The sequence below is a fragment of the Halobacillus sp. B23F22_5 genome (assembly GCF_043497085.1).
Lineage (GTDB): Bacteria > Bacillota > Bacilli > Bacillales > Halobacillaceae > Thalassobacillus.
The window spans coordinates 23,649-50,586 of the sequence record NZ_JBIEKI010000024.1; the positions used below are offsets into that span (position 1 = coordinate 23,649).

Genomic DNA, 26,938 nt, shown 5'->3' on the forward strand with positions numbered 1-26,938 from the left:
GAAGAGCTACAGCCCTTCTCCCCATTATTAATATATCAAGCAGTGGATACTTCTCGTCTCATTTCGGGCAGTCTTTGCAAGAATTCATCTACCACTTCGTAGCGACGTACATACGTCTTTTTATCCCATTGGAATGTGACTTTCAGCTTCTGGTCTTCTGTCCCTAATTGAACCATCCGGCCATAGCTGTTAGCGAGGTCGAATAATTTTGCTCCATCGATTTCCTGACTGGCTTCTGCTTCCATCACTAATTCAATTTTTCGCTTTGTTTCTGATACAGCTTCGATGCGTGCTTGTTTTGCATGCATCTTCATCGAAGAAACAAGGAATAAATTCTCCACCTCATCCGGATAGTCTCCAAAACGGTCAATCACTTCATCCCTTAAGTCATGGATATCTTCCACGTTTTCAATCGCCTGGAATTGTTTATATATATCGATTTTTTGTTTTTCGTCGGCAATATACGTATCAGGCAGATAAGCATCGATTTGCAAATCGAGTTCTGCCTGGAATGGCTGGATTTCTTCCGGTTCTTTACCCTGTCTTTTAGCTTCGATAGCATCCTTCAGCATTTGGGAATACATATCGAAACCGACCGAATCAATGAACCCATGCTGTTGCGCACCTAGCAGATTACCCGCTCCCCGGATCGATAGGTCACGCATAGCAATTTTGAACCCGGACCCTAGCTCTGTGAATTCCTTGATTGCCTGCAGTCGTTTTTCAGCGACCTCTGTCAGTACTTTGTCTCGTTGATAAGTAAAATAAGCATAGGCGACACGGTTAGAACGACCGACACGGCCTCTCAATTGATACAATTGACTCAGCCCCATCTTATCTGCGTCATAGACAATCAATGTATTGACATTCGGGATATCCACCCCGGTTTCAATGATTGTGGTACTGACCAGTACATCGAATTCTCCTTCCAAAAAGGAGAACATGACATTTTCTAATGTGGTTTCGTTCATTTGCCCGTGCGCAGAAGTAACTCTTGCCTCAGGTACGAGTGCAGAAATTTCTTCTGCCATCCGCTCTATATTTTCTACGCGGTTGAAAAGGAAAAACACTTGTCCGCCTCTTGCCATTTCACGCTCGATTGCTTCCCGCATGAATACCGGATTGTATTCGAGTACATAGGTCTGGATTGGAAACCGGTTTTCTGGCGGTGTTTCGATGACGGACAAGTCGCGGACTCCCAGCATCGACATATGCAAGGTTCTTGGAATCGGTGTCGCAGTCAGCGTCAACACGTCGACATTGGTTTTCAATTGTTTGATTTTCTCTTTATGCTTAACGCCAAAGCGCTGTTCCTCATCAACAATCAATAATCCGAGTTCTTTGAATTGAGCATCTTTGGATAACAGTCGGTGGGTGCCTATCACCACATCTACTAACCCTTTTTTCATTTGATCGGTTGTTTCTTTTTGTTGTTTTTTTGTACGGAAACGACTTAACAAACCGATATTAATAGGGAAATCCTGGAATCTCTCCTGGATTGTTTCATAGTGCTGCTGTGCGAGGATAGTGGTGGGGACAAGAATCGCCACCTGTTTTCCTTCCGCAACAGCTTTAAAGGCAGCACGGATAGCCACTTCTGTTTTCCCATAACCAACGTCACCGCAGAGAAGCCGGTCCATCGGACGAATTTTTTCCATATCTTCTTTAATTTCTTCGATACATTGCAATTGATCCTGCGTTTCCTGATATGGAAACGATGCTTCAAATTCCCGTTGCATTTCACTATCTTCCTGGAAAGCATGCCCTTTTGAAGCTTCCCGCTCGGCATACAACTTGATCAAATCATCGGCAATATCCTCGACAGACGATTGTACTTTACGCTTGACTTTACCCCATTCGCTACCGCCAAGCTTATAGACCTTAGGTTCTTTGCCTTCAGAACCGACATATTTTTGAATCAAATCTATTTGCTCGATTGGCACAAACAGTTTGTCGTTACCAGAATATTTGACGAGCAGAAAATCTTTATGCACCCCGTTCATCGTCAGGGTCTCGACGCCAAGATACTTTCCGATTCCGTGGTTAGCATGAACGACATAATCGCCGACCTTTAGTTCTTGGTAATTTTTGATACGTTCAGCGTTGGATAACTTTTGCTTCCGTTTCGGTTTCGATGTTTTCTTTTTGAACATTTCATTTTCCGTAACGACAGCAAGCTTATGCAATGGCAATTCAAAACCACTGCTGATATTACCTGTTAAAATCGTCGGCTTGGAAACGGGGAGGGTGACATCCTGTTTACTGATGACCGCTTCCATTCCATAGTCATCAAGCACAGATTGTACCTTTTCCGCCCGCTCGTCATTAGGTGCCAGGATCAATACAGAAAAATTCTGTTTTTCCCATCGTTCCATTTCATTTTTCAATAGATTCATCTGACCATGGAATTGCTGCATCTGACGACAGGATATATTGACGACATTTTCCGGCTGTGTGTTAGGAATATGACGCAAGAAAACGGACAAATATAACTTTGGATGTTTGATATTAGACCATACATCATGCCAATCATAAGAGATAGAGAGGTCCCGGACAATTTGATTAGCTTCCAAAAGACTCTGATACCACTCTGCTTCTTCCTGGTCCAGTCGCTGGGCAGTCTCCTGGATTCTGCTCATTTCATCCACTACTACAATGCCATCTTCCGGCAAGTAATCTAGTAGATTAGCGGGTTTTTCATAGTAGAAGTTTATATATTTATACATTTCCTGAAAGCGCTCTTGCTGATTAAGCCGTTCCAGATCATGTTCGATTACTTCCGTCAACCGGGACTTAGCTTCCGATTTGGTAAGTTTTTTCAGTGAATGACTTAAGGCCTCTCCTAAGCGATGAGAGGCTCGTGTAAAATCTTCTTCAGTTATTAAAAGTTCCGTAGCAGGAGCGATAGTGACCTGATCCAATTTTTCCTGAGAACGCTGGCTTTCGGAATCAAAGGTACGGATGGAATCTACTTCGGTATCGAACAATTCGATTCGATAGGGAAATTCAGCAGTCAGCGGATATACATCCATAATTCCCCCGCGAATACTGAACTCACCAGGGGAAGCCACCATTCCCGTGCGTTCATAGCCCATTTCTACTAAGCGTGTTAAATAATTCTCGACATCTATTTCCTCGCCCACTTCAAAGGGAAGACGGTAACGTTCCCAATAGGGTTTAGGAGGAAGTATCCGTTTTAATGCAGCTATAGGTGTAATCAAGATACCTGAGCCTTGTTTCAACCAATTATTCAATGATTCGATCCGCTGACTTTTCAACTCCGGACTCGCAATGGCAATTTCCGAAGCGATAAGTTCGTTGACCGGATATAAATGGACCTTCTCATCCTCAGCTATCTCCTGTAAATCTTCATACAATTGTTGTGCCTGGACCAATTGGTGGGTAACAAGCAAAATAGGACGTTCCAACGACTCGTTTACAATGGAGACGAGCGCACTGCGGGCAGATCCCGATAACCCTGATACCATTTGTTCTTGCATACCGGAAGTAAAACCGGAAGCTATGGAATGGATATCATCTTGGCCATGCAAATATTTCTTTAATCCTTGCATTAACGATTCCTCCACAATTATCGTTCTCACCAATCGATGACCCTTGTTTTTGAATCCCGATGGTTTATTGAATGAAAAAGTCTAATTCATGATATTGGGGATTTTGATCAAGTGCCTCCTGGCAATTATCGCAAATCGTTTTTATGCGTAGGTCTCCATTGTGTTGGAACTCGATCATTTCTTCTCGTTCCTGTTCCGTCAACTTGCCAAGACCAAGCATATTCTCATCTGCTATTTCCTGTTCTAATTTCCCCACAGTATTATTACAATGACGGCAAACATAGATGATCGACATCGCACAACCTCCTATTTAGAGCAATTGTGCATAGTTTGACCGTCTCTCGTGTTATTTATACGATTCATACAGTTTATGACCAGCCGATTTAAGACATACCAATCTCTCACTTTTAGTACTGGCAAAGGTAATTATTGATTGAAATCATTCATCACTTCCTGGAACGGGCGCTCAAGCCACGATTCACATGCCTTAGCTGCATTATCAATGCTTTCCTGCACAGGAGCGAGCTGTTCTTTATCAAAAGTACCCAGGACATAATCAACGACCGACATCGGTACATCAGGGCGTCCGATCCCTACACGAAGCCGCTTGAAAGATTTATCCTGGAAATGGTCGATGATATTACGAATGCCATTATGTCCTCCATGTCCACCTTTCTGGCGGAGGCGGATTTTACCAGGAGGCAAATCCAAATCATCATAAATGACGAGAAAGTCATCAATATCAAAATCATAATAATTCGCAAATGCCCGGACCGCTTCACCGGAAAGATTCATATACGTTTGAGGTTTTAACAGCAAGACCTTTTCCCCGTTGATATGTTCTATCGTATAAAGGGTTTTGAATTTTTCTTGCTTCAGCTCCCAATGGTTATCAGCAGCCAAATGATCGATGACCATAAAGCCTATGTTATGTCTCGTTTTTTCATATTTTTTACCAGGGTTCCCTAAACCCACTATACACTTCATCTTTTCAACTTCCTTTTACAAATAAGTACTTATATTAGCATTATAGCAAATTTAAAAGCACAAGCGCTTTGCTCATTTTCAACGAGCTTAAGATAGCATCGTCGTGGTGCTTGGCCGCAAGAGAAACTAACTTAAAACCTCCAGGGTGCAGAAGCTTGAGCCAGAATAAATTCAACGAAAATAAAAGGGGCGCAACAAAATGTCACGCCCCCTGTATACTTACGAAGAATTACTCTTTATCGTTTTCTTCCTCTGATTCTTCACTTTCATTCTCGGCACCAACCAATTCAGGTTCTGCATCTGCATCATCAGTTTCTGGTTCTTCCGGCATTTCTTCCGGTGGAGTGACAGAAACGATCGTTTGGTTTTCATCATCCATAATTTCATAGTTACGGCCTTGCTTCAAGTCGCTGACCATGATACTGTCTCCGACTTCCAGTTCAGATACATCGACTGTAATCTCTTCTGGAATATTATTTGGCTTCGCACGGACTTGCAGGTGGTAAAGAGGCTGCTGTAGTACTCCGCCTTCTTTTGAACCAATTGCTTCTCCGTCCAGGCGTACTGGCACTTCGACGTCCATTTCCTGAGCCATGTCGACAATATAGAAGTCTGCATGAATAAGCTCGTCCTTAAGCGGATCGATCTGATATTCATGAAGCATGACATCTACTGTTTTATTACCTTCTACATCCAGGGAAATGATTGCGTTTCTTCCCTCGTCACGTACTGTTTTCAATAGTTCGATGCTATTGACAGATACAGTGATCGGTTCCTTATCTTTACCATATACAACAGCAGGTACATTGCCTTCCTGGCGTAATTCCCTACTCGTTGATTGTTTCAAATCTGTTCTTTGATTTGCTTTTAATTGAATTCCCAAGTTAATCACCCTCCATTGAAATAAAAACCATCTATTTAATAATGTTTCCCTTTCGCTGTCTGAGCTAAACCTGTTTTTCTATTATAATCAGTCGAACAAGATACTAATGGATTTGAATTCATGCACACGGATGATTGCTTCACTGATCAATGGTGCAATGGATAGTTCTGTTACTTTATCAATTTTCTTGTCTTCACCAAGCGGAATCGTATTGGTGACAACCAGCTCTTTTATCTTAGAGTTTTCGATCCGTTCAATTGCAGGACCAGAGAGTACCGGGTGGGTACAGCAGGCATAGACTTCTTTCGCGCCATTCTCTACTAAAGCATTGGCAGCAAGCGTGATTGTACCTGCGGTGTCAATGATATCATCAATCAGAATAGCCGTTTTCCCTTCAATGTTACCGACGATATTCATCACTTCAGAAACATTCGGGCGCGGCCTGCGTTTATCAATAATGGCAATCGGCGCTTTCAATATATCAGCCATTTTTCTGGCACGGGTAACGCCACCGTGATCCGGGGAAACGACAACTACATCATCGAAATTTTTCTCTTCGAAGTACTCAGATAGAATCGGAACTCCAACAAGATGGTCAATTGGAATGTCGAAGAATCCTTGGATTTGCGGCGCATGCAAATCAAGCATCAATACACGTGTCGCCCCTGCTGTTTGTAGCAGGTTCGCTACAAGCTTAGCAGTGATCGGTTCACGAGAACGTGCTTTACGATCCTGACGTGCATAACCATAGTAAGGCATCACGATATTAATTGTTCTCGCAGACGCGCGCTTCAATGCGTCAATCATGATAAGAAGTTCCATGATATGCTGGTTTACTGGAGCACAGGTGGATTGTACGACATAGACGTCACAGCCCCGGATGCTCTCTTCAATATTAATTTGAATTTCTCCGTCACTGAAAGTCGTTACAGAGCATTTTCCTAGTTCCGTTCCAATATTGTCCGCGATTTCCTGCGCCAATGAAGGATTGGAATTCAATGAAAATACCTTCAAAGATGGATCCTTATAACCAGTTGCCATTTGAAATACCCTCCGTTAACCTTTTTTTGAATTTTTCATTTTAGAAGCGTAGCCTTCTTTGTTCGTTTGACGAGCCCGTGCAATCGAAAGTGCTTCTGCCGGCACATCTTTATTGATGGTGGACCCTGCAGCTACATAAGCTCCTTTACCCACCGTTACAGGAGCGATCAAGTTCGAATTGCACCCAACAAACGCATCATCTTCAATCGTGGTCAAATGCTTGTTGGCGCCATCATAGTTGACGGTAATCGTTCCACAGCCGATATTTACTCCGCTGCCTACCTCTGCATCACCGATATAACTCAAATGGGAAGCTTTACTCTTATTACCGAAAGCAGCTTTCTTCACTTCCACAAAATTACCGATCTTCACTTCGTCTCCTAAATTAGATTGCGGACGAATGTGTGCAAAAGGACCAATTTGAACGCGATTTCCGATATTACTGTCGGCAGCTACGCTTTGCTTGATGACTGCACCAGCGCCTATACGGCAGTTTTCTATTGTAGTATGCGGGCCAATGATGGCATCATCTTCAATCTCTGTGTCACCATCGATCACTGATCCGGGATGTATGATAACATCCTTGCCAATCTTTACATCCGGTCCAATGTAAGTATTATCTACATCGATCAAAGTAACCCCGTTACGCATATGTTGCTCATTGATGCGCTGTTTCATTGTTTTTTCAGCCTGGGCGAGTGCAACACGATCATTGACTCCCAATGTTTCTGAAAAATCACCTGTTTGGTAAGCGCTGATTTTTTCTTGCTTATCTTTCAGGATTTCAATGACATCTGGCAAGTAGTATTCCCCTTGTACATTATCATTGGATACATTTTGTAAGGCATCAAATAACGCACGGTTATCAAAACAGTAGGTCCCTGTATTGATTTCCTGGATCTCTCTTTCTTCATTATTTGCATCTTTATGTTCGACGATTCGTTCGACTTCACCTGTTGCCCCACGGATAACACGGCCATAGCCGGTTGGATCGGCAGCGTGAGCAGTCAAAACTGTCGCCAGCGCTCCCTCTTGATCATGATGATCAATCAATGATTGTAATGTCTCACCTGTTAATAAAGGAGTATCTCCACAAACCACAAGCGTCGTACCTTCTTTGTCTGCGAGGATATCTTCAGCCTGAAGAACCGCATGTCCTGTTCCAAGCTGCTCCTCCTGGATGACATAGTGGCTGTCTTCACCTAACTGATCTTGAACTTTCTCAGCCCCGAATCCTACAACTGTAATCAATTCACTTAAATCCACTTTGTTCAATTGATCTACAACATGCTGCACCATTGGCTTGCCGCATACAGGATGCAAAACTTTGTATAGTTTAGACTTCATCCTTGTACCCTGACCAGCCGCAAGCACAACGGCATATCTATTCCCCATGAAGTAACCCTCCATCCTATTTATCCATAAAAATCATATCTTAAAACCATTGTTATTTCAACAATACCCTACTTGAAACAACAATAATAATAAATAGGAAGTACTTCCAAAAAAAGACATGATGAAACCCGGTAAAAACCGGGTATAAAAAAACAAAATAAAGAAGCCTAACTCCTGTGAAGTTAGACCCCCTGTTGTCCCGATATTCACTTATGAAGCGCCGGCTTCTTCATACTCTACTTCTGCTTCACCAGCACGGTGGTATTCTTCAAGTACAGCGTCTTGAATTTTTCCACGAGTGTTCGAGTTAATCGGATGTGCAATGTCCCGAAACTCTCCATCAGGCGTGCGCTTACTTGGCATAGCTACAAATAGACCGTTGTTGCCATCAATGACACGGATATCATGTACGACAAACTCCTGGTCTAAAGTAATAGAAGCAATTGCTCGCATTCTTCCTTCAGTATTCACGCGTCGCAGTCTAACGTCAGTTACTTCCATTAAAATTCACCACCTTTTTCCTATAAGAACTTATTACATAAATTCCACAAAACGGCAAAAATTCCTTCTTTATTTAATAAAAAAATTCCACCTTTTATAAATTTAAAAAAATTTAATAACATTTCTTATAAAAAAACGGAACCCCAACTGTTGGTATAACAGGGATTCCGCTTCTAACATGTTGTATTTAAAAAATAAATTTTATCATGTAATTTTATCTAGTAAATTTCCATTTGTAACCTTAATTTGTTTATTTCGATCATCAACATTAATGATTTGGACAAGGGACAAATAATCATGAACAACACGTTCTTCCTCTTCATCTTCAGCCTCCGCCAAAACCCCTATCCCTGCGGTTATGGCATTGAATTCCTCAAGCAGGTTTTTCATGCCGGCAATCGTGCCACCAGCTTTCATAAAATCATCAATGATTAATACACGTGAATTTTCCTGAAGACTCCGTTTCGTCAGTACCATCGTCTGGATTTTTCTTGTAGAACCTGAAACATAATTGATACTTACCGTCGATCCCTCTGTGACTTTAGGATCTCTGCGGGCGATTACTACAGGTACATTCAAATAAGAGGCCACAGCATAAGCAAGTGGTATCCCTTTTGTAGCTACGGTCATAACTACATCTACTTCTTTATCTGCAAACGCGGAAGCAAACAATCGGCCAATATTCCTTACCGTTTGTGGTTCACCAAGTAAATCACTCATAAACAAGTAACCGCCTGGCAGCAGCCGCTCAGGATCTTCCAAACGATTACATAACTGCTTCACGAAAGATTCACTATATTCTTTCGAAAAATGCGGAATATATTTCACCCCACCGGCAGCTCCTGATACTGTCTGCAGGTATCCAATGCTCTCTTTTTGGAACATCTGATTAATGATACCTAAATCTTCACTGATCGAAGACTTGGCAGCCTGATACGTTTCTGAAAAGAATGGTAAAGAAACTAACTCTCTAGGATGATCTAATAAATATTGGGTCATTACTACAAGACGTTCGCTTCTTTTCATAAGCACACCTCAAAATCCGAATATTATCATCTAATAATACCAGATTCATACGGTTTTGATCAAGCGTTCGAACGATATCCTAACATTCTGACTAAGTATACTTCATCACAAAAACCCTTCAGACTATTGAAAATACGATGAGCTCTAGTCTCCTGGCGTGCGAGTGAAAACACGGTAGGCCCACTTCCGCTCATTAATACAGCATCCGCTCCTGCTTGTGCCATTTGTTCTTTAATCTGACGTACTTCAGGGTGAAGATCTAATGTCACTGATTCAAGAACATTACCGACGTTATCGCACAATTGGCTGAAATTCTGCTGCTCAAGCGCATCAATCATTAGCTCTGTATCAGGGTGGATAGCATTTTCTCCATTATATTTTTTATAGACGGTGGCGGTGGAGACGCCGATTTCCGGTTTGGCGAGGACTACCCAGCAAGAAGGGGGTGCTGGTAATTCCTTTATTTGTTCACCACGGCCTGTCGCAATTGCTGTCCCCCCATAAACACAAAAGGAGACATCGGAACCAATGGTGCTTCCTAAATGAGCTAACTCATCCATGCTCAGTCCCAATTCCCATAGGCGATTGACGCCACGCAAGACGGCGGCAGCATCACTACTTCCACCAGCAAGTCCAGCCGCAACTGGAATATTCTTTTCAATGAAGATCCTTACTCCAGCCTCCAGATTATATGTATCCTTCACCAATTTAGCGGCCCTGTACGCCAGGTTTCGGTCATCATTAGGGACAAACCGGCTTTCCGATTCAATAATGATGCGATCTTCTTCTAATAACTGGAGCGTAATCCGATCCGCTAAGTCGATAGTCGTCATCACCATCTCCACTTCATGGAAACCATCATCTCTTTTATATAAAACGTCCAGCGAGAGATTTATTTTAGCCGGCGCTTTTTCATACACATACATTGCTACACCTACTTTTCCTCATCATTCCTATATGAGATTGTACCACATTTCATTTCAAAAAAGGGAGGGCCCGTCAGGACCGCTCCCTTATCATTTGTTCCTGAGCCTTTTGGATGGCATGTTTCACCATGTTTCCGGCATCGCGAGTCGTGATGCCACCCCACCCTTCTTTCTGTACCTTGTCGTAAAAGCCAAGTTCTTTCGCTATCTCTTCCTTCATACCATCGGACATGATCCCTCTACGTCTGCTCACTTGTGTGCAGCTCCTTTCGAAAAAAGCTTTATTACGACACTTATAGCATATGAGTCTGGACGATACTCATTCAGGGACTAATGGGTAAAAAGAGCAAATATTGCCTGCATGACATCAGGCTGAAAGACTTTCCCCTCTGTTTCCCGGCATAAAAAAAGAACAGTAAACAATGTTTACTGTTCTCCGATAGCCAGTTTGGTCATCTCGTCGAAGCTTAATTCAACCGTTTCTGTAAGTACATCTGCATAGCTATAAGATACTCGTTCAAAAGCATTTTCCTCTTGGTCAAGCTCGACAATGAATACCGAAGGGTATGTTTCAGCCAAGATGCCGGAACGCTGGATCGTTTTCCTCCGACCCCCATTTGCTGTCAAAGTCAATCGCTTACCAATTTGGCCTTCAAGGGATTCTTTTATTTCGAATAACGTTTTAGCCACTACACTCCACCTCACTGTATATAAATATAACACAAGCCATCGATTATGTCAAATAAAATCTTATATTATACCAGTATGACAAAATTGATGTCAACAAAATAATTACTTATGTCATGATATCTTTATTATTCCTGAAAAAGGAAATTATATGTATAAAAAATAAAAACGCTCTCTGTCTCAAAACTCACTTGGCCAAAAACGGTAATCAAAGGCATTCTTTGAACGTTTAAGCCAGCAACATTTCGAGACAGTGCGTTTTTATATTTCAGGTGTAGTTTCTGATTCCGCTTCTGTCGCTTTTTCTTCCTCTTCAAGCATTTCTAATGACCGGTACGGCATACCGACACGAAGCAACCCACGCGTTTCCACACCACCCAGCCCTTCTTCACCAGTCAGCGTATTCCGCAGCACTTCACGGACATTGACTTTATCCATAAACGAGGTATAAGCAATACGTGCAACGATATATACAGGATCCAACGCATGGATATTTATCCTTTTCGGTGAACTGGCATAGTTCGCCCCAGCCTTAATCAACGATTCAAAATGAGACTGGCAAGCTCCTGCAAATACCACCATTTGATCAAGATGGGAAGTTTTACTTCTAATTTCCCGTACCGTATCAACGAAGTATTGGGAATGCCGGTATGCACGTAAATCACGAACAGTACCCTTATTTTTAGAAAAAGAATCATGTCCGGTAATTACTACGATATCCGGTTGTATTTTATCTAATAGCGACCCAATCTGCAGTGGCATTTCCTTTTCATCCATATGGGTACCGTGGACCTGAAGTCCAAGCTGTTGGTAAAGCTGGATGCATTTTTTTAAAAAAAGCTGGTCTCCATCAACGTGCAGGACGCGGGGGGATATTTGAAAATAGTTATTTTCGTGCTGGTAGCCATTGGTTGATTCATGATCCCTTTTTTCTTTAAGGAGCTGATAATCCTGGCGAAACAAACGATAAGAATAATCCTCCTGGACCTTTACCTTCTTTTTATGCTGCCGATATTCTTCCCCTGTCACCTTTTTCAAATCAGCAAGCGGCGCATCTGCTTCAAGACGGAAATCTTCCCCAAATAGAAGAACACGGTCTCTGCTGACAGATTGTACGCGGAATAAGAGATCATGGTTATATGACCTGCGTGTAACCAGGTCCCCTTTGACAATCATGTTGCCACCACCTCACACATATCACTAACATAGCCTATGTGAAAGGCGTGAAGTTGTGTATAGCAAGTAGTTTAATTCGATTCTGGCTCTTCGTAGAGTAAATTAGCGAGAGTTGCGAATTCTTCCATGGTTAAAGACTCCCCACGACGGGAAGGTTCTATGGCAACCGCTGTCAGCTTCTCCCTTAGCTCTTCCTTATCAAACTTCCCTTTAAAGTGACGGGACAAATTATTCATCAAGGTCTTGCGGCGCTGCCCGAAAGTCGCCTGTACGACCGTGAAGAAAAATTCCTCATCTTTCACCTGAACCGGCGGAGTATCTCGCAGGGTCAGCTGCAGGACAGAAGAATCAACATTCGGCTGGGGCATAAACACGGTTTTTGGGACATTCATTACTACTTTAGCTTCCGTATAGTATTGAACCGCTATCGACAAAGACCCATAGCTTTTCGTATTAGGCGATGCAGCCATACGTTCTGCAACTTCTTTTTGGATCATCACAGTAATGTTTTCTACAGGGAGACGTTCCATCAGTAACTTCATCAAGATAGGGGTCGTGATGTAATAAGGAAGGTTAGCTACGATTTTTAAACTTTGCCCAGGTTCAAATTGCGTACGTATCACTTCATGGACATCCGCTTTTAAAATATCATTGTTAATGATTGTTACATTTTCATAAGGGGAGAGCGTTTCTTCTAAAATCGGCACCAACCGCTGATCGATTTCAAATGCCACGACACGGTCGGCATGCCTTGCCAGTTGTTCTGTCAACGCTCCTATCCCCGGCCCTATCTCAATGGCGCCGGAGTGGTCATCCACGCCTGCGTGCTGAACAATATTCTCTAATATATTGGCATCGATTAAAAAATTCTGTCCCAGGCTTTTCTTGAACGAAAAGCCATATTGATTCAGAATCTCTTTCGTTCTCGTCGGGGTGGCAATCGCCTTTTGGTTACTCATCTTTTTCCTCCTGTATCAACACTTCCATCGTCTGTTCGAACTCTTGCTTAGAAATATGAAACATATTAAGCCGCTTCAATAACTGCTTGCCATTCGTTTTACCTATGTTAAGAAGCTCTCCCAGCCTGTCCCTTCTATAGCCTGCGCGAGCTCCACCTAAAAGTCCATATGCTATTAAATCGGTTTTGGTTATCTCAGTTCCTGTTATTTCAGTCAACTCATAAACAGACGCCAAAGCTTCTTGAATCGCTTCTACGGTAGCATGTTCAATTCCAAGTCCCTTATCAAATTTGGAGCGGGCCTGGTCTTTTGGTAAAAACGCATGCTTACAGCCAGGAACTGCATCAGAGATTATCGAACGGATTCTCTCACCTGGAGCATCAGGGTCAGTAAAGATGATTACGCCCCGTTTTTCTTTGGCATGCCTGATTCGTTCAATGGTTTCTTTATTGATAGCAGATCCGTTCGATTCAATGGTATCCGCCTCAACAGCCTGCTTTACTTTTGCAGTATCATCTTTTCCTTCTACTACAATGATTTCTTTAATTTTTTTCAACCTGTATTCCTCCGTGCACTCGCACTGTTTAATTGTTTTCAGCATACCACGAAACGATTACAAAAGAAAAAGCAGAGGAGCGATTCCCCTGCTTTCTTGTGCTATTACTCAAGGATTTTAACCTGGACCGTCTTTCTCCCAAAACTTAATGCATCACTTTTCGAAGACATGAACAAGTCAATCTTATTTCCGTTGATTGCTCCACCTGTGTCTCCAGCGATGGCATTTCCATAACCCTCAACCCATACTCGCGTACCTAATGGAATGACACTTGGATCGACCGCAATCACCTTAGCGTCAGGATTCGCTTTCAAGTTGATGCCGGTTGCAGTAATGCCAGAACACCCTGAACAGCTCGCCGTATAGGCAGTAGCGCTCATTTGCAGCGTTTTGACTCCGGTATCGGAGCTGCTCCGTGATACTGTACTGTCACTATTGTTACTGCTTGATTCAGCTTTACTGGTATTATTGGAAACAGTGGTCACTTTTTGCTTTTCCGGCTGCTTTGTACCAATCGCCACAATTCTATTTTTGCTGTCTTTCTTATTTTCTTCTTTAATTAGTTTACGATCGACTTCTTCACCGTTTTTCAATGTCACTTCATACTTTTTAGTGACAAGGCCTTTTTCACCATCAGATACGACCTTTCTTTTTCCTTTCAAAAGAGAACTATCCTGTTTGGTTACTGTTGAAAAGTCAATTTCTTCTTCTACCACATCTGTAACTTTTTCTATACGTGTGATATGTATTGGAGTCTCACCATCAAGTTCTTTGGACTTCTTCGGTTTCAATTCATCCAGTTTCCCAAGTTCGATTTTCTGGTTTTCAAGAAAATCACCTACGGTTGAAGCTGTCGTCCATACTTTTTTCTTCTTCCCGCCATCATTGATGGTAACCTGGAACGCTTTGTCTACTTCAATATTCATATTTGCTTTGATAGGAGCATCCTGCTTATGCGAGACCTCATCACGATCTTTAAAACTGAGGTTTTGTTCGTCGAAAAATTCTCCTACTGTTTCTGTAGTTGTATAATATTCTTTTTGTTCACCATCAATGACTACTTGAACCGGTTGGGCAGTTTGATAATCTACTTCCATCCCGTCAGTTAAAGCAGTATTTTCCGGATGAGATAATTCATCATATTCTGAGATGTCTATGTCTAGTGTTTGCAGAAGTTCACCAACTGTATTTTCATGTGTGCGTACTTGAGTTGGTTCACCGTTATTATTCACGATGACTTCTGCTTTCGTTGCTTCATGAGTTAAAACACCAAGTAAGGCAAACAATACGACGCTGCTAATAATAGTCACAACCATCGTAGTTTTCGAAGCTGGCAATAACTTAGAAAATATTTTTTTCATGCCTTCTTGCCTCCTTTTTGATAAAAAGCCTTAACAGATAAATGCGAATCTGCAAAAACCAAGCCAGCGGCCCGTTTTCACAATACCCAATATACACGTCCGAGAAATGAAATAACATAACAAGCATGTTACAATTCTCATACATTTGTATAATAAAATAGGTATAAATACCCTTTATTTCAAAAAATGACATGGATACGACAAACTAACCCAATATTTTACCGGACCTTTTACCTGGTATGACATTAAAAAAACGCCCTTCATTATGAAGGACGGTAAAAATTTCATCTTTACAAATGGATTATTGCTTAATATTAAAGAATTTCATTGCATTTCTAGTCGTTTTATCGCTCACTTCTTCCAATGAAACGCCTTTCAATTCAGCAATTTGTTCTGCTACTAATTTGACATAAGCAGGTTCATTTCGCTTTCCACGGTTTGGATGGGGAGCTAAAAATGGACAATCGGTTTCTACAAGTAAGTGATCGAGATCAATCGCCTCTGCAACTTCTTTCGGTCGTTTGGCATTTTTAAAGGTTACTGGTCCTCCCAGTGAAATCATAAAATTCATTTTCACACATTCTTCAGCAATTTCTACAGAGCCACTGTAGCAATGCATGATACCACCGACTTCTTCTGCTTTTTCTTCTTTTAAAATATCCACGATATCCTGAGTCGCTTCCCGGTTATGAATGATGATGGGCATATTCACTTTTTTAGCTAATTGTATCTGTTTACGAAACACTTCTTTCTGGACATCTGCCGGGGATTTATCCCAGTGATAATCCAGTCCCATTTCGCCTAAAGCCACTACCTTAGGGTGGGAAGATAACTCTTCAATCCAGTCCAGGTCGGTGTCTTCCATATCAATAGCATCTACGGGATGCCAACCGACGGCAGCATAGATATTATCGTGCGACTCAGCGATTTCAATCGCTAGCGGGATGGTTTCACGGTCGAATCCCACTACCACCATATATTTGACGCCTTCCTCATTGGCGCGCTGAATCACTTCCTCGCGGTCTTCTTCGAATTGTCTGGCATTTAAATGGACATGCGTATCAAATAACATTGTTACTACCACCTTTTCAAATTACTTTATTAGAAAAACCTGGCTTATCGCCAAGTCTTTATGGGAAAGCAGTGTTTCTTATACTTTTATCCTTTAACATAGTTAAACTTTCTTAAAGTGCAAGCAAAGGGAAAGCCATTTATCAGCTTTCCCTTTTTGAGGTTCTATTTAACTTTCGCACCATTTTTCAAGGTTTGGTCAATGGAAGCCAAGGCCAGTTTGCCAGTTTCATCTTCACCAGCTAAAATCATGCCCTGGGAAAGCTCGCCGCGAAGTTTGACAGGCTTCAAGTTGGTAATACAAATTACTTTTTTACCTATCAGCTCTTCCGGTTTATAGTGTTCAGCGATACCGGATACCACCTGGCGTTTTTCATAACCTAAATCCAGTTGGATTCTCAGCAGCTTGTCGGCTTTTTCGATTTTATCAACCTGAGTAACCTCGGCTACACGAAAGTCCAGTTTCATGAAGTCGTCAATGGTAACTTCCTGCTGTTCTTCTTTCTTAGGCTCTGGTTTTGCAGGTGCAGGCTTTTTCATCATTTCTTTGATTGCTTGAATTTCGACTTCTGCATCCAGTCTAGGGAAAATAGGATCGTCTTTTTGAACCTTTGTCCCTGCAGGAATCATACCGATTTGACTCAAGCTGTCCCATTGCTTCAATTCCTCTTGTTCGATCCCCAGCTGCTTAAAGATTTTCTCCGGAGTCTGGGTCAAGAAAGGCTGCAACATAATCGCGATATGACGTAAGGATTCAGCGAGGTGTGCCATGACATTGCCAAGACGTTCTTTCTTGCTTTCATCCTTTGCCAGCACCCATGGCTGTGTTTCATCAATATATTTATTGGTGCGGCTGACAAACGTCCAAAGCTGGGAAAGAGCTACCGAAAACTCCATATTTTCCAGGTTCTCTTCTACTTGTGCTTTTGTTTCTTTCGCCAGCTGTTCCAGGTTTTCATCATACGGATCTTGCCCGGTTTGGAAGGCAGGTATTTCACCATCAAAGTATTTACTGATCATAGCCACCGTACGATTCAACAAGTTCCCTAAATCATTGGCGAGGTCATAATTGGTACGTTCGACAAACCCTTCCGGTGTGAATACACCATCAGAACCGAATGGTACTTCACGAAGCAAGTAATAACGCAGTGCATCAAGACCATAGCGGTCAATCAGTTTGACCGGATCCACGACATTTCCTTTTGATTTGGACATTTTACCGTCTTTCATCAAAATCCAGCCGTGAGCAAAGACCTTCTTTGGCAATGGCAAGTCTAAGGCCATCAGCATAATCGGCCAGTAAATGGTATGGAATCGTACAATTTCTTTTCCAACCAAATGAACGTCTGCCGGCCAATACTTTTGGTAGCGTTCATCCTGATCCGTACCATAACCAAGCGAAGTGATGTAATTGCTGAGTGCATCAATCCATACATAAATGACATGCTTGGCATTACCAGGTACTTGGACACCCCAGTCAAATGTTGTACGAGAAACCGCTAAATCTTCTAATCCTGGCTTAATAAAGTTATTAATCATTTCATTTTTGCGGCTTTCCGGCTGGATAAACTCTGGATTTTCTTCATAAAAAGCCAGCAGTTGATCGACATACTTGCTCATCTTGAAGAAATAAGATTCTTCTTTGACCTTTTCTACCGCTCCCCCACAATCCGGGCATTTTCCATCATCTAATTGACGCTCGGTAAAAAAGGATTCACAAGGCGTGCAATACCAGCCTTCATACTGATCAAGGTAGATATCTCCCTTTTCAAGCAGGTGAGAGAAAATCTTTTCAACAATGTCTTTATGGCGATCTTGGGTGGTACGGATAAAATCATCATAAGAAATATCCAGCTTTCCCCAAAGATCCTTGATTCCAGTTACGATCTCATCTACATAGGCTTGAGGGGTCACGTCTTTCTCTTTCGCTTTACGCTGAATCTTTTGACCGTGTTCATCCGTTCCAGTCAAATACATGACGTCAAACCCTTGTAATCGTTTATATCTAGCCATCGCATCCCCAGCTACAGTAGTGTAAGCGTGGCCGATATGCAGATTACCACTTGGATAGTAGATTGGTGTTGTAATATAAAAGGTGTTTTTTTCTTCAGGCATCCTTTTCCCTCCTCGACTATATTCGAAAGACTATGGTTAGTCTTCATTGAATAACTTTCCGTATCTCCTTATTGTATCGATTTATATAGAGGATTTCCATTCTTAACAACAAAATATACCGAAGAATACAATTTAGAGGCAAAAAATTAAAAGTATCACCAACATTTTTTACTTTTTTTGTCGAAACACCCCCATATACTGACAGAATTTTGTCGAATGCTATTGGCGGAAACCTGGTTAAGTTTTTGTGGTAATTGTAATATTTTTTCAAAAATGTTACATAATTCAATTCTTTGATATCCGAAGAATCCCAATATGGATTAATACATTAGTTAATAAATACTACATGTAGTATCCTTGATAGTTTGATGTAATTGGTAAATTGGAAAATTAAAGAATTGACATAGCTGGGAAAGGTTGGTACTATAACCTTAGACAGATGTCGAAATCTGGCGAAAATTTTTGATTGAGGGGAGAAACAAAAATGAAATCTACTGGTATTGTAAGAAAAGTTGATGAACTTGGACGCGTGGTTATTCCGATTGAGCTTCGTCGCACATTAGGAATAAACGAGAAAGACGCATTGGAAATCTATGTTGATGACGATCGTATCGTACTTAAGAAATACAAGCCAAACATGACTTGTCATGTTACTGGTGAGGTATCCGAGGACAATCTTTCCCTCGCGAATGGCAAACTGGTTCTAAGCCGTGAAGGTGCGAACAAACTGATGAAAGAAATTCAAGACAGCATGAAATAAAAAAGAAAGAGACCTACACAAAAAGAGAAAGGTCTCGACAAAAAAGCACGGACTGAACCGACTGGCAGCCCGTGCTTTTTTATATTTCATATAGCCAGGGAAACTCCAATAATACACAGACTAATCCCCTACATGATAGGCCTGGTATACTTCACGCTTAGGAAGCTTACGCTCACTGGCTACTTGCTTTATCGCTTGTTTACTGGAATAATCTTCTTTGATGTAATGTTCGACATGCTCGATTACGGATAAACTGCTCCACCATAAATTATGTTCCGCTACTTCTTCTTTGTTCCCTTCTACTACAATACAAAATTCTCCCCTGAGCTCATTATTCTCCGCCCACTCCATCGCTTCGTCTAAACTGCCACGCACATATTCTTCATAGCGTTTCGTCAACTCTCTGGACAAGGCAACCCTTCGATTTCCAAACACACCCTGCAGTGCTTTCAATGTTTCTTTCAAACGGTGGGGTGATTCATAAAACACCATTGTGGAGCGAAATCCCTTTATAGCTTCCAATTCTTGATCCCTATCTTTTTTCTTCCTTGGAAGAAAGCCATAAAAGTGAAAATGTTCCGTTTCCAAACCGGAACCGATCAACGCGCATAAAGCAGCGTTCGCTCCTGGAAGTACAACGACAGGGAGGTGGCGAAGAATTGCGGCTTGAATAAGATCATATCCCGGATCAGAAATTCCAGGCATACCCGCATCGCTTACTACGGCAAGGTCCTGGCCATTTTCCAAGACATCCATCAACTCGTTTTCCCTGACATGTTTATTATGCTCATGGTAACTGATTAAAGGAGTATGGATATCAAAATGGCTTAACAATTTTTTTGTATTACGAGTATCTTCTGCCGCAATTTTAGCAGCCTCTGTTAAAATGCGGACAGCTCGGAATGTCATGTCCTCAAGATTACCAATCGGGGTTGGTACAATATATAGGGTGCCATATTCAGACGTTTGAAAACTTTTTTGTATATCCATTTATACTCCCTCATTTTTTAAAGCAATCAATGCTTCTTTTTTGGAACGGCTCCATTGTTTGATTTGAAACTCCCTTTGCATCGCCGCGGTTTTCGTATTAAACCTTTCATGAAATACTAACTCGAAAGGGCCGCGTCCTCTGGTGTACTTAGCTCCTTTACCGCTTTCATGCTTAGCCAGACGCTGATACAAATCATTAGTGTACCCCGTATATAGGGTGCCGTCTTTACATTTCAATATATAAACAAAATGATCACTTGCCATAGATGATCTTCCTTAGTTCATCCGTATATTTTCCTTCATCGGTAAAGGCATAAAGAGGCGGGAGGATTTTCAAATCGGCATTGCCATCTCTGATCCCTTCCACTAACAGGACGTTAGCTTCCCTTCCCATTTTGGGATATACCAGCCGGAGCCGCTTCGGTTCAATCCGGTACTTCCGGAAAAGGGTCAATATATCTGCCATCCGTCCGGGTCGATGCACCATGGATACTTTCCCCCCAGAACGAACCAGTTGACTGCAGGAGCGGACGACATCTTCAAGGGAACAATATATCTCATGACGGGCAATCGTCAAATAATCATTCAAATTCTGCTCTTTTTTTCTTGGTGTAGGGAAATAAGGAGGATTACAGGTGACTAAATCAAATTTATTGTTGCCATAGCGGGCAGGCATATCTTTTAAATCTCCATGAATCATTTCTAATTGTTCGTTCAATTGGTTCAGTTCTACATTACGCACCGCCATGTCATATAATCGTTCCTGAATCTCTACACCTGTGATGGAAGCTTTGGAACGGCGGGACAGCAATAATGGAATTACGCCATTCCCCGTACATAAATCAATGATTTTCCCCTTCTTGATTGGGACATAGGTGAAGTCAGCGAGCAAAACCGCATCCATGGAAAAGGCAAACGCAGTCGGGCTTTGGATGATTTGCATCGTCTCATCCGCTAATAAATCATCGATCCGTTCATCATCTTTCAATTCAACCATTTTCTTCTATTCCTTTCTTACTCATATCTATTTTAGACTCAGTTATCTTTTAATGTTGATATTTATCGGTTTGCTGCTAAAAAAACAACTTTTCAAAACAACTATTATAAAAAGAAAGCCTCTCCTTATGGCAAGGAAAGGCGGTGTTCTGTTATTTTTTCTTGTTTAGGAAAGATAGACAGAACAAACAATCTTCATCTCTTGGACTACCAAAATGTAAGTTGCAAATATGGAAACCTTCTTCATAAAGCCGGGCAAGGTTATCATAACCTTCCCCTACATAAGAGTCCTTGGAATGACTCTTTTCCTTCGATGTCTTTTGCTGGGCAGGTGCTGCTGCTTCCCGATCCAGCCGTTTCCTTAAATGGTGATTCTCCAGGGATAAATGCTGGTTTTCCTCTAAGAGGTGAGCCAACTGTGTTTTCAAATCACCTAATTGCTGATAAAGCTCTCCAATTTGTGATTCTAAATGGGATACTTGTTCAAAAATTTCTTTCTTGTTCACGCTTCCTTCCACCCCGTCATTCTGTGGCTTGGGTTGAAACGGCTCCTTCATCAATCAAATCCTGCAACGTATATTCCAGGGTACGTTCAAGTTCAGGAAATTCAATTTGAACAAGACGTTCCAGCATATTGATTCCAACTACTTTTCCTTTACCCATAGAAGTGGTAATCCGCTGACCAAGGTCAGGGAGTTCACGTTTAGCTGCTTCATAGTCATCATTTTCATATTTTAAGCAGCACATCAAACGCCCACATAATCCGGATATTTTTGCCGGGTTCAGCGAAAGGTTCTGATCCTTTGCCATTTTGATAGATACTGGTTCAAAATCACCAAGGAATGTGGAACAGCATAACATCCGTCCGCAAGGTCCGATGCCTCCAAGCAATTTTGCTTCATCCCGGACACCGATCTGGCGCAGCTCGATTCTGGTCTTAAATACGGAAGCCAAATCCTTTACCAGGGTCCGGAAGTCGACCCGGCCGTCTGCAGTGAAGTAAAATATCACCTTGTTACGGTCAAATGTATATTCCACATCCACAAGCTTCATATCAAGCTTATGGTCTTTAATTTTCGCTTCACAGACAGTATAGGCTTCTTTTGCATTTTCCTTATTCTCAGTCACCGTCAATTTATCTTTTTCATCTGCGATCCGGATGACTTTTTTCAAAGGCAATACAATATCTTCCTCATCAACCTGCCTGTTAGCAATGACGACTTTACCGAATTCAATACCGCGGACTGTTTCCACGATTACATAATCATCGGTTGTCATCTTAATGTTCCTTGGGTCAAAATAATATATTTTACCCGCTTGCTTAAAGCGGACGCCTATCACTTCGATCAATTATGATCACCTCTTCAAGTGAAGTGTAAGTTGTTCCATCACAAGTGTAGGATGGACATTCTGATTTATCTTCCGCTTCGCCTCAAGGATCGATGATAAGCCTCTTACCGCGCTTTCGCGAGACCAGGACATGGACATTTGCTCCATCCTATCTCTTTCTTGTGAGTAAATGATGGCCTCTTCTCTTTCCAACTCGTGATTGATCAAGTCTTTAAACCAGAACATCAACAAGTCTAAACCGCGTTGAAGCTGTTCTCTTTCCTTAAAATGAGGCATCCACTGATGATTGATAAATAAAAGCGCTTCATTGGGTTTATTGTTCAGCACTTCTATTAATTGTATCACTAATTTTCGTGCATTAGCAAACCAATCATCGGCGTTAATTTCTAATGCTTCTGATAAATTGTTAGTCATTTGAGAGAGTAACTTCGCAGTAGATTCACTTACACCTTCACCGGTAAGTTTTTCTTCGACATTTTGAGCGTTGAGGGGCTGGAATGCCATCAATTGACACCGGGAACGAATTGTATCAAGAATCGCATGACTGTTTTCAGTCAGCAGCATGGCAGTCGTTTGTTTACTGGGCTCCTCTAAAAATTTAAGCAGCCGATTTGCAGCGTTGACCGTCATTTTATCTGCACTTTCAACAATATACACTTTTTGATTCGATTCAAGGCCCGTATAAGTGAATTCTTTTTGGAGGTGAAGAATTTGATCTTTTTTTATCGACTGCCCATCCGGCTTAATCCAATGGACATCAGGATGGTTTCCAGATTCAATTCTTTTACATGCATTGCATTGATGACATGGCTCTGCTCCTTCTCGGTTTGAACAAAAAATCGCTTTCGTAAATAACAGGCTTATCTCTCTTTTTCCAGTCCCTTGTGAACCCTGAAAAAGATAGGCATGTGAAATACGGTTCTTTTTAAAACTATTGATCAGCATTTTACTGACCAGGGGCTGGATCTGTTTCATGTCTTCCCATGTATGCATAATGATTCCGTCCTTAAGTATACAAATTGATTAATAAACCCTTGATTTCCCCCACAATCCCTAAGATGTCAATCGACCTTTTTTCTTGATCGACCACTGTATCCGTCAATTCTTTCAGCTTCTCATCGATTGAGTCGATAGTGGTAAGTTTCCGGGGTTGTCCATCCATATTCCTGCTGTGTGAATGCTTCAGGTTCATCCCGTGCTGGACAGATTCTTGAAGAAAGTCTTTGATCATTCGCTTATATTTTGCTAAATCCCGAAAGGAACGATGTCGGGCGACACGTTCCCCTTGTGCAGTGATATCTTTTATTAATTTTCCCAACTCCTGCTCTTTTAACTTTTGGTTTTGGGACTGCACGAGTGCATCAAATTCCTTCCGTCCTTTTACATTAGTGGAAGAGGGTTTCTGCGCGGCATCTACTTGTGCCCGGGTATCCTGGCTGATTTTCATTATGATAAAACCCCTTTACACTAAAATTGGAAGTAAGATTCAACTGGTAATATAAACACGGTAGCACCACCGACTTCCACTTTCACTGGTTTAGGTATATAGGAATCTGCATTCCCACCCATTGGAGAAATCGGTGCTACCATCTGTTCCCTTTGACTGCAATTATCTTTAATAATTTCCAAAGCCTCATCGACAGACTCATCATCGCACCCGATCATTAATGTTGTATTTCCAGCTTTCAGGAACCCACCGGTTGTAGCTAGTTTTGTCGACTGAAAATTATTCTCTGCTAATGCATCTGTCAGACGACTACTGTCTTTATCTTGAATAACCGCAATGATCATTTTCATAACGTTGCAGCCTCCTGTTTCCTTTTTTTACATTATACCAAATATCACCTGTCCCCATTACTGTTTGGCAAATAAGAGTGCAGTTTTGCTAAGACATCCTTTTGCACAGTTTCGAATGACTGAGAGGCATCGATGACATGGATGCGCTCCGGGAACTTCCTGATCAATATTTGATAAGCTTCATAAACGCTTTGGTGGAAATCCAGATTCTCCAAATCAAGCCGGTTCTGCTCTCTCCCCTTATTAGCAGCTATTCTCTGAAGGCCTTCTTCCGGTGAAATATCAAAGAATAATGTAACATCAGGCATGCAATTTTCAATGGCAAATTGGTTAATTTGGAATACTTCTTCTATGCCAAGTCCCCGGGCATGACCTTGATAAGCCAGACTGCTATCGACAAAACGGTCGCATAGAACAATCTTGCCTTGTTTAAGAGCAGGTAATACTTTCTCGACCAGATGCTGTCGTCGTGCTGCAGCATACAGTAAAGCTTCTGTTCGCCCGTCCATAGCCGTATGTGCTGGATCTAAAATGATCTGGCGAATTTTTTCTGCAATTTCTATTCCTCCTGGCTCCCTGGTGGCCAGTACATCATATCCTTTTTGGTGTAATTCCTTGGAGAGCGCCTGAAGTACCGAAGTCTTCCCGGCACCTTCTCCGCCCTCAAACGTAATAAATAATCCTTTCACACTCATTCTCCTCAAATCTATTGAAAGATGCTAACTCCTGTTTCTATCTGTTCATTGTGGAAACGGGCACCCTGTTCAAGTAATAACCTAATCAGTTCTACATGCTGTATGGTAATCTTTTCCCCTTTAACTAATAATGGAATACCTGGCGGATAAGGTACCACAGGTTGTGCAGCAACCTTATCAACTGCCTTCGACCACTCCATAAATGTGGTTTGCATCGTTTTCATATCTTCATAAGAATATAACAATTCCTGAATTTTGGAAGGGAATAAGACCCTATCCTTTATTGTAGCATGCTTTGAAGTGGTTTTTAATTGCTCATTTACAGTAGCGATACACTTCTTCAGCTTGGGAAGGTTAGCGTATTCTCCAAGACCCATAATAAGCAGTACCTGATTAGCATCCGCCAACTCTGGATATATTCCTGTTTGTTCTAGTAAGTCCGCCAATTGGAAACCTGTCCACCCTTGATCTGCATGCAAAACTATTTTTAGTGGATCATCTTGATAACTGACCGGTAAAACCGTCCATCCGTTCCCTTCCAACAGGACTCTCCTGACATTTTCTGTATGATCAAGCGCTTTTTCTACATTTTTTTTAGTTGTATTAGCTAAAAAATGCCGGGCTAAGTCCAAACTTGCCATCAGCGGGTAGGAAGGACTGCTGGACTGTACCACTTGAAGAAAATAACGTAATTTTTCCAGATTGATGCGACCTTTTCGCCCATGTATAAACGAAGCCATCGTCATAGCAGGTGCCATTTTATGAGCGGACTGTACCACGACATCCGCCCCTGCTGTCAAAGCTGGTGTTGGAAACGGAGGACCCAGATGAAAATGTACCCCGTGTGCTTCATCTACCAGCACTGGGACATCATGTGCATGGGCTGTTCTAATAATGTTTTCTATTTCATAGGTTCGACCAAAATAATCCGGGTAAGTCAGAATCAACCCTTTTGCCTTTGGAAAACGGGCTAATGCTTTCTCTACCAAATCCACTTCCATTTTGCTGTATCGCTTTGTATCTTCCTCATAAGCGGGGGCCAAAAAGACGGGCTGAGCCCCGGCTAATTCCAATCCGTGCAAAATTGATTTATGACAATTACGCTGGACAAGAACTTGATCTCCCGTCTTACACACAGATAAAATCATGGCTAAATTTCCCCCCGTGCTACCATTCACTAAAAAATAGGAGAAATCACTCTTAAAGAAATCGGATGCCAATGTCTGCGCTTGTTGAATTACACCATGAGGGTCATGCAAGTCGTCCATCCCTGTTATCTCGGTAAAATCGAGGGAGAGGATAGAACGGAAGTCTTCATATCCTCGTTCTGAAAATATTCTTCCATTTTTATGGCCTGGAACATGAAAAGAATCGTAACTATTGTTTTTATAGTAATGCAGCCTATCGTATAGCGGTGTTTCTGTTTGATCAAGGGGCATCGAACTTCACCTTCTCCGTGCAATTGAAAAATCTACTCCATCTTACCTAACTCATGGGTTGATTACAAACAAAAAAAGATCTTCGCTTCTTTGCAAAGATCTTTTTAATTTTATGAATGTATTTTAGTTGGCGTGATATTCTTCAGCTTATCGATGTAAAAAGAATATCTAGCATCGCCTGGTTCTGTTTCCAGAATTTCTTTTTCACAAGATTCACAAATGAATAATTGATAGATATGAATGCCTTCTGTCGTATTACGATCACATATGCCACAGCGGTTGATTGTTTTCATCTTTCCACCTCCATGGCATTAGTATGTGCAAATCTACCATCTCTTATACTATTTTTTTATTGATATTTTGAAAGAGAGAGATGATTTAATAGGATCCATTCCCCAACGACCCTGAATTCTCCCAAACATATCGGAATCAAGTCTTCGACTTTACCGGCTAAAACACTTTTCGCTAACAGAATTTTAATTTACAAGCAAAAACCCGGAAGCCTTGGAAGACTTCCGGGTTTCTTGATTGCCTAGCGGCGTCCTACTCTCACGGGGATAAACCCGACTACCATCGGCGCTGGAGAGCTTAACTGCTGTGTTCGGCATGGGAACAGGTGTGACCTCTCCGCTATCGCCACTAGACCTTTATGATG

General features: G+C 41.8%; 29 protein-coding genes and 1 rRNA gene. 1 reads left to right on the forward strand and 29 read right to left on the reverse strand.

The features are described 5' to 3' along the window. Positions 1-35: 35 nt before the first annotated feature. From mfd to metG, 17 genes are all read right to left on the reverse strand, one after another. Positions 36-3,572, reverse strand: coding sequence for a transcription-repair coupling factor (gene mfd, locus ACGTN9_RS19795; RefSeq protein WP_499596139.1), 3,537 nt, complete (start codon positions 3,570-3,572; stop codon positions 36-38). A 64-nt stretch (positions 3,573-3,636) separates the two neighbouring features. Then, a complete protein-coding gene (gene fin, locus ACGTN9_RS19800) occupies positions 3,637-3,867 on the reverse strand; it encodes an anti-sigma-F factor Fin (protein ID WP_499596140.1) in 231 nt (76 codons plus the stop codon). A gap of 131 nt (positions 3,868-3,998) precedes the next feature. After that, positions 3,999-4,559 carry an aminoacyl-tRNA hydrolase gene (gene pth / locus ACGTN9_RS19805; protein ID WP_499596141.1) on the reverse strand — a complete coding sequence of 187 codons (561 nt, stop codon included), beginning with the start codon at positions 4,557-4,559 and terminating at the stop codon, positions 3,999-4,001. Positions 4,560-4,788: 229 nt separating this feature from the next. After that, positions 4,789-5,442, reverse strand: coding sequence for a 50S ribosomal protein L25/general stress protein Ctc (locus ACGTN9_RS19810; RefSeq protein WP_499596143.1), 654 nt, complete (start codon positions 5,440-5,442; stop codon positions 4,789-4,791). A gap of 87 nt (positions 5,443-5,529) precedes the next feature. Beyond that, positions 5,530-6,483, reverse strand: a complete 954-nt coding sequence (locus tag ACGTN9_RS19815) for a ribose-phosphate diphosphokinase (protein ID WP_499596145.1) — start codon at positions 6,481-6,483, stop codon at positions 5,530-5,532. 15 nt (positions 6,484-6,498) lie between these two features. Then, the gene (glmU, locus tag ACGTN9_RS19820) at positions 6,499-7,878 is read right to left on the reverse strand and encodes a bifunctional UDP-N-acetylglucosamine diphosphorylase/glucosamine-1-phosphate N-acetyltransferase GlmU (RefSeq protein ID WP_499596147.1); all 1,380 of its coding nucleotides are present in this window, start codon (positions 7,876-7,878) and stop codon (positions 6,499-6,501) included. Positions 7,879-8,088: 210 nt separating this feature from the next. Next, positions 8,089-8,379: a septation regulator SpoVG gene (gene spoVG, locus ACGTN9_RS19825; RefSeq protein ID WP_028781775.1), complete on the reverse strand. Its 291-nt coding sequence runs from the start codon at positions 8,377-8,379 to the stop codon at positions 8,089-8,091. 204 nt (positions 8,380-8,583) lie between these two features. After that, positions 8,584-9,405 carry a pur operon repressor gene (gene purR, locus ACGTN9_RS19830; RefSeq protein WP_499596149.1) on the reverse strand — a complete coding sequence of 274 codons (822 nt, stop codon included), beginning with the start codon at positions 9,403-9,405 and terminating at the stop codon, positions 8,584-8,586. A 59-nt stretch (positions 9,406-9,464) separates the two neighbouring features. Then, positions 9,465-10,331 carry a 4-(cytidine 5'-diphospho)-2-C-methyl-D-erythritol kinase gene (ispE, locus tag ACGTN9_RS19835; protein WP_499596150.1) on the reverse strand — a complete coding sequence of 289 codons (867 nt, stop codon included), beginning with the start codon at positions 10,329-10,331 and terminating at the stop codon, positions 9,465-9,467. A gap of 73 nt (positions 10,332-10,404) precedes the next feature. Then, positions 10,405-10,584, reverse strand: a complete 180-nt coding sequence (locus ACGTN9_RS19840; RefSeq protein WP_499596151.1) for a small, acid-soluble spore protein, alpha/beta type — start codon at positions 10,582-10,584, stop codon at positions 10,405-10,407. A gap of 173 nt (positions 10,585-10,757) precedes the next feature. After that, entirely contained in the window at positions 10,758-11,021 is a 264-nt protein-coding gene (gene veg, locus ACGTN9_RS19845; protein WP_499596153.1) for a biofilm formation stimulator Veg, read from the reverse strand. A 258-nt stretch (positions 11,022-11,279) separates the two neighbouring features. Then, the gene (gene yabG / locus ACGTN9_RS19850) at positions 11,280-12,194 is read right to left on the reverse strand and encodes a sporulation peptidase YabG (protein ID WP_499596155.1); all 915 of its coding nucleotides are present in this window, start codon (positions 12,192-12,194) and stop codon (positions 11,280-11,282) included. A gap of 71 nt (positions 12,195-12,265) precedes the next feature. Beyond that, positions 12,266-13,153: a 16S rRNA (adenine(1518)-N(6)/adenine(1519)-N(6))-dimethyltransferase RsmA gene (gene rsmA / locus ACGTN9_RS19855; protein ID WP_499596157.1), complete on the reverse strand. Its 888-nt coding sequence runs from the start codon at positions 13,151-13,153 to the stop codon at positions 12,266-12,268. Further along, a complete protein-coding gene (gene rnmV / locus ACGTN9_RS19860; RefSeq protein ID WP_499596159.1) occupies positions 13,146-13,709 on the reverse strand; it encodes a ribonuclease M5 in 564 nt (187 codons plus the stop codon). Before rnmV ends, rsmA begins: the two co-directional genes overlap by 8 nt. A gap of 104 nt (positions 13,710-13,813) precedes the next feature. Further along, complete coding sequence (locus tag ACGTN9_RS19865; RefSeq protein WP_499596161.1) at positions 13,814-15,070, reverse strand: resuscitation-promoting factor; 1,257 nt, start codon at positions 15,068-15,070, stop codon at positions 13,814-13,816. Between the two features lie 301 nt (positions 15,071-15,371). Continuing rightward, the gene (locus ACGTN9_RS19870; protein ID WP_499596162.1) at positions 15,372-16,142 is read right to left on the reverse strand and encodes a TatD family hydrolase; all 771 of its coding nucleotides are present in this window, start codon (positions 16,140-16,142) and stop codon (positions 15,372-15,374) included. 164 nt (positions 16,143-16,306) lie between these two features. After that, positions 16,307-18,256 carry a methionine--tRNA ligase gene (metG, locus tag ACGTN9_RS19875; protein WP_499596164.1) on the reverse strand — a complete coding sequence of 650 codons (1,950 nt, stop codon included), beginning with the start codon at positions 18,254-18,256 and terminating at the stop codon, positions 16,307-16,309. Positions 18,257-18,740: 484 nt separating this feature from the next. On the opposite strand from metG, the gene abrB reads away from it, so the two are divergent. Further along, on the forward strand, positions 18,741-19,016 hold the full coding sequence (abrB, locus tag ACGTN9_RS19880; RefSeq protein WP_093046832.1) for a transition state genes transcriptional regulator AbrB: 276 nt from the start codon (positions 18,741-18,743) through the stop codon (positions 19,014-19,016). A gap of 120 nt (positions 19,017-19,136) precedes the next feature. Here abrB and rsmI read toward each other — a convergent pair whose 3' ends face one another. The 12 genes from rsmI to rrf all read right to left on the reverse strand — a co-directional run bounded on the left by rsmI (position 19,137) and on the right by rrf (position 26,927). After that, positions 19,137-20,006 carry a 16S rRNA (cytidine(1402)-2'-O)-methyltransferase gene (gene rsmI / locus ACGTN9_RS19885; RefSeq protein WP_499596165.1) on the reverse strand — a complete coding sequence of 290 codons (870 nt, stop codon included), beginning with the start codon at positions 20,004-20,006 and terminating at the stop codon, positions 19,137-19,139. After that, entirely contained in the window at positions 20,007-20,270 is a 264-nt protein-coding gene (locus ACGTN9_RS19890; RefSeq protein WP_499596166.1) for a GIY-YIG nuclease family protein, read from the reverse strand. Beyond that, entirely contained in the window at positions 20,260-21,003 is a 744-nt protein-coding gene (locus ACGTN9_RS19895) for a tRNA1(Val) (adenine(37)-N6)-methyltransferase (protein WP_499596167.1), read from the reverse strand. Before ACGTN9_RS19895 ends, ACGTN9_RS19890 begins: the two co-directional genes overlap by 11 nt. A 151-nt stretch (positions 21,004-21,154) precedes the next feature. Beyond that, positions 21,155-21,508: a DNA replication initiation control protein YabA gene (yabA, locus tag ACGTN9_RS19900; RefSeq protein WP_499596168.1), complete on the reverse strand. Its 354-nt coding sequence runs from the start codon at positions 21,506-21,508 to the stop codon at positions 21,155-21,157. Between the two features lie 16 nt (positions 21,509-21,524). Then, the gene (locus ACGTN9_RS19905) at positions 21,525-22,352 is read right to left on the reverse strand and encodes a PSP1 domain-containing protein (protein WP_028781760.1); all 828 of its coding nucleotides are present in this window, start codon (positions 22,350-22,352) and stop codon (positions 21,525-21,527) included. Between the two features lie 6 nt (positions 22,353-22,358). Further along, the gene (gene holB, locus ACGTN9_RS19910) at positions 22,359-23,345 is read right to left on the reverse strand and encodes a DNA polymerase III subunit delta' (protein ID WP_499596169.1); all 987 of its coding nucleotides are present in this window, start codon (positions 23,343-23,345) and stop codon (positions 22,359-22,361) included. Between the two features lie 13 nt (positions 23,346-23,358). Beyond that, on the reverse strand, positions 23,359-23,799 hold the full coding sequence (locus tag ACGTN9_RS19915) for a YaaR family protein (RefSeq protein ID WP_499596170.1): 441 nt from the start codon (positions 23,797-23,799) through the stop codon (positions 23,359-23,361). A 20-nt stretch (positions 23,800-23,819) separates the two neighbouring features. After that, on the reverse strand, positions 23,820-24,149 hold the full coding sequence (gene darA / locus ACGTN9_RS19920) for a cyclic di-AMP receptor DarA (protein ID WP_028781757.1): 330 nt from the start codon (positions 24,147-24,149) through the stop codon (positions 23,820-23,822). A gap of 44 nt (positions 24,150-24,193) precedes the next feature. Continuing rightward, positions 24,194-24,838 carry a dTMP kinase gene (gene tmk / locus ACGTN9_RS19925; RefSeq protein ID WP_499596173.1) on the reverse strand — a complete coding sequence of 215 codons (645 nt, stop codon included), beginning with the start codon at positions 24,836-24,838 and terminating at the stop codon, positions 24,194-24,196. A 17-nt stretch (positions 24,839-24,855) separates the two neighbouring features. Continuing rightward, complete coding sequence (locus ACGTN9_RS19930) at positions 24,856-26,283, reverse strand: aminotransferase class I/II-fold pyridoxal phosphate-dependent enzyme (RefSeq protein ID WP_499596175.1); 1,428 nt, start codon at positions 26,281-26,283, stop codon at positions 24,856-24,858. Positions 26,284-26,393: 110 nt separating this feature from the next. After that, on the reverse strand, positions 26,394-26,576 hold the full coding sequence (locus tag ACGTN9_RS19935) for a sigma factor G inhibitor Gin (RefSeq protein ID WP_499596177.1): 183 nt from the start codon (positions 26,574-26,576) through the stop codon (positions 26,394-26,396). A 237-nt stretch (positions 26,577-26,813) separates the two neighbouring features. Then, positions 26,814-26,927 (reverse strand): 5S ribosomal RNA (rrf, locus tag ACGTN9_RS19940). Positions 26,928-26,938 lie beyond the last annotated feature (11 nt).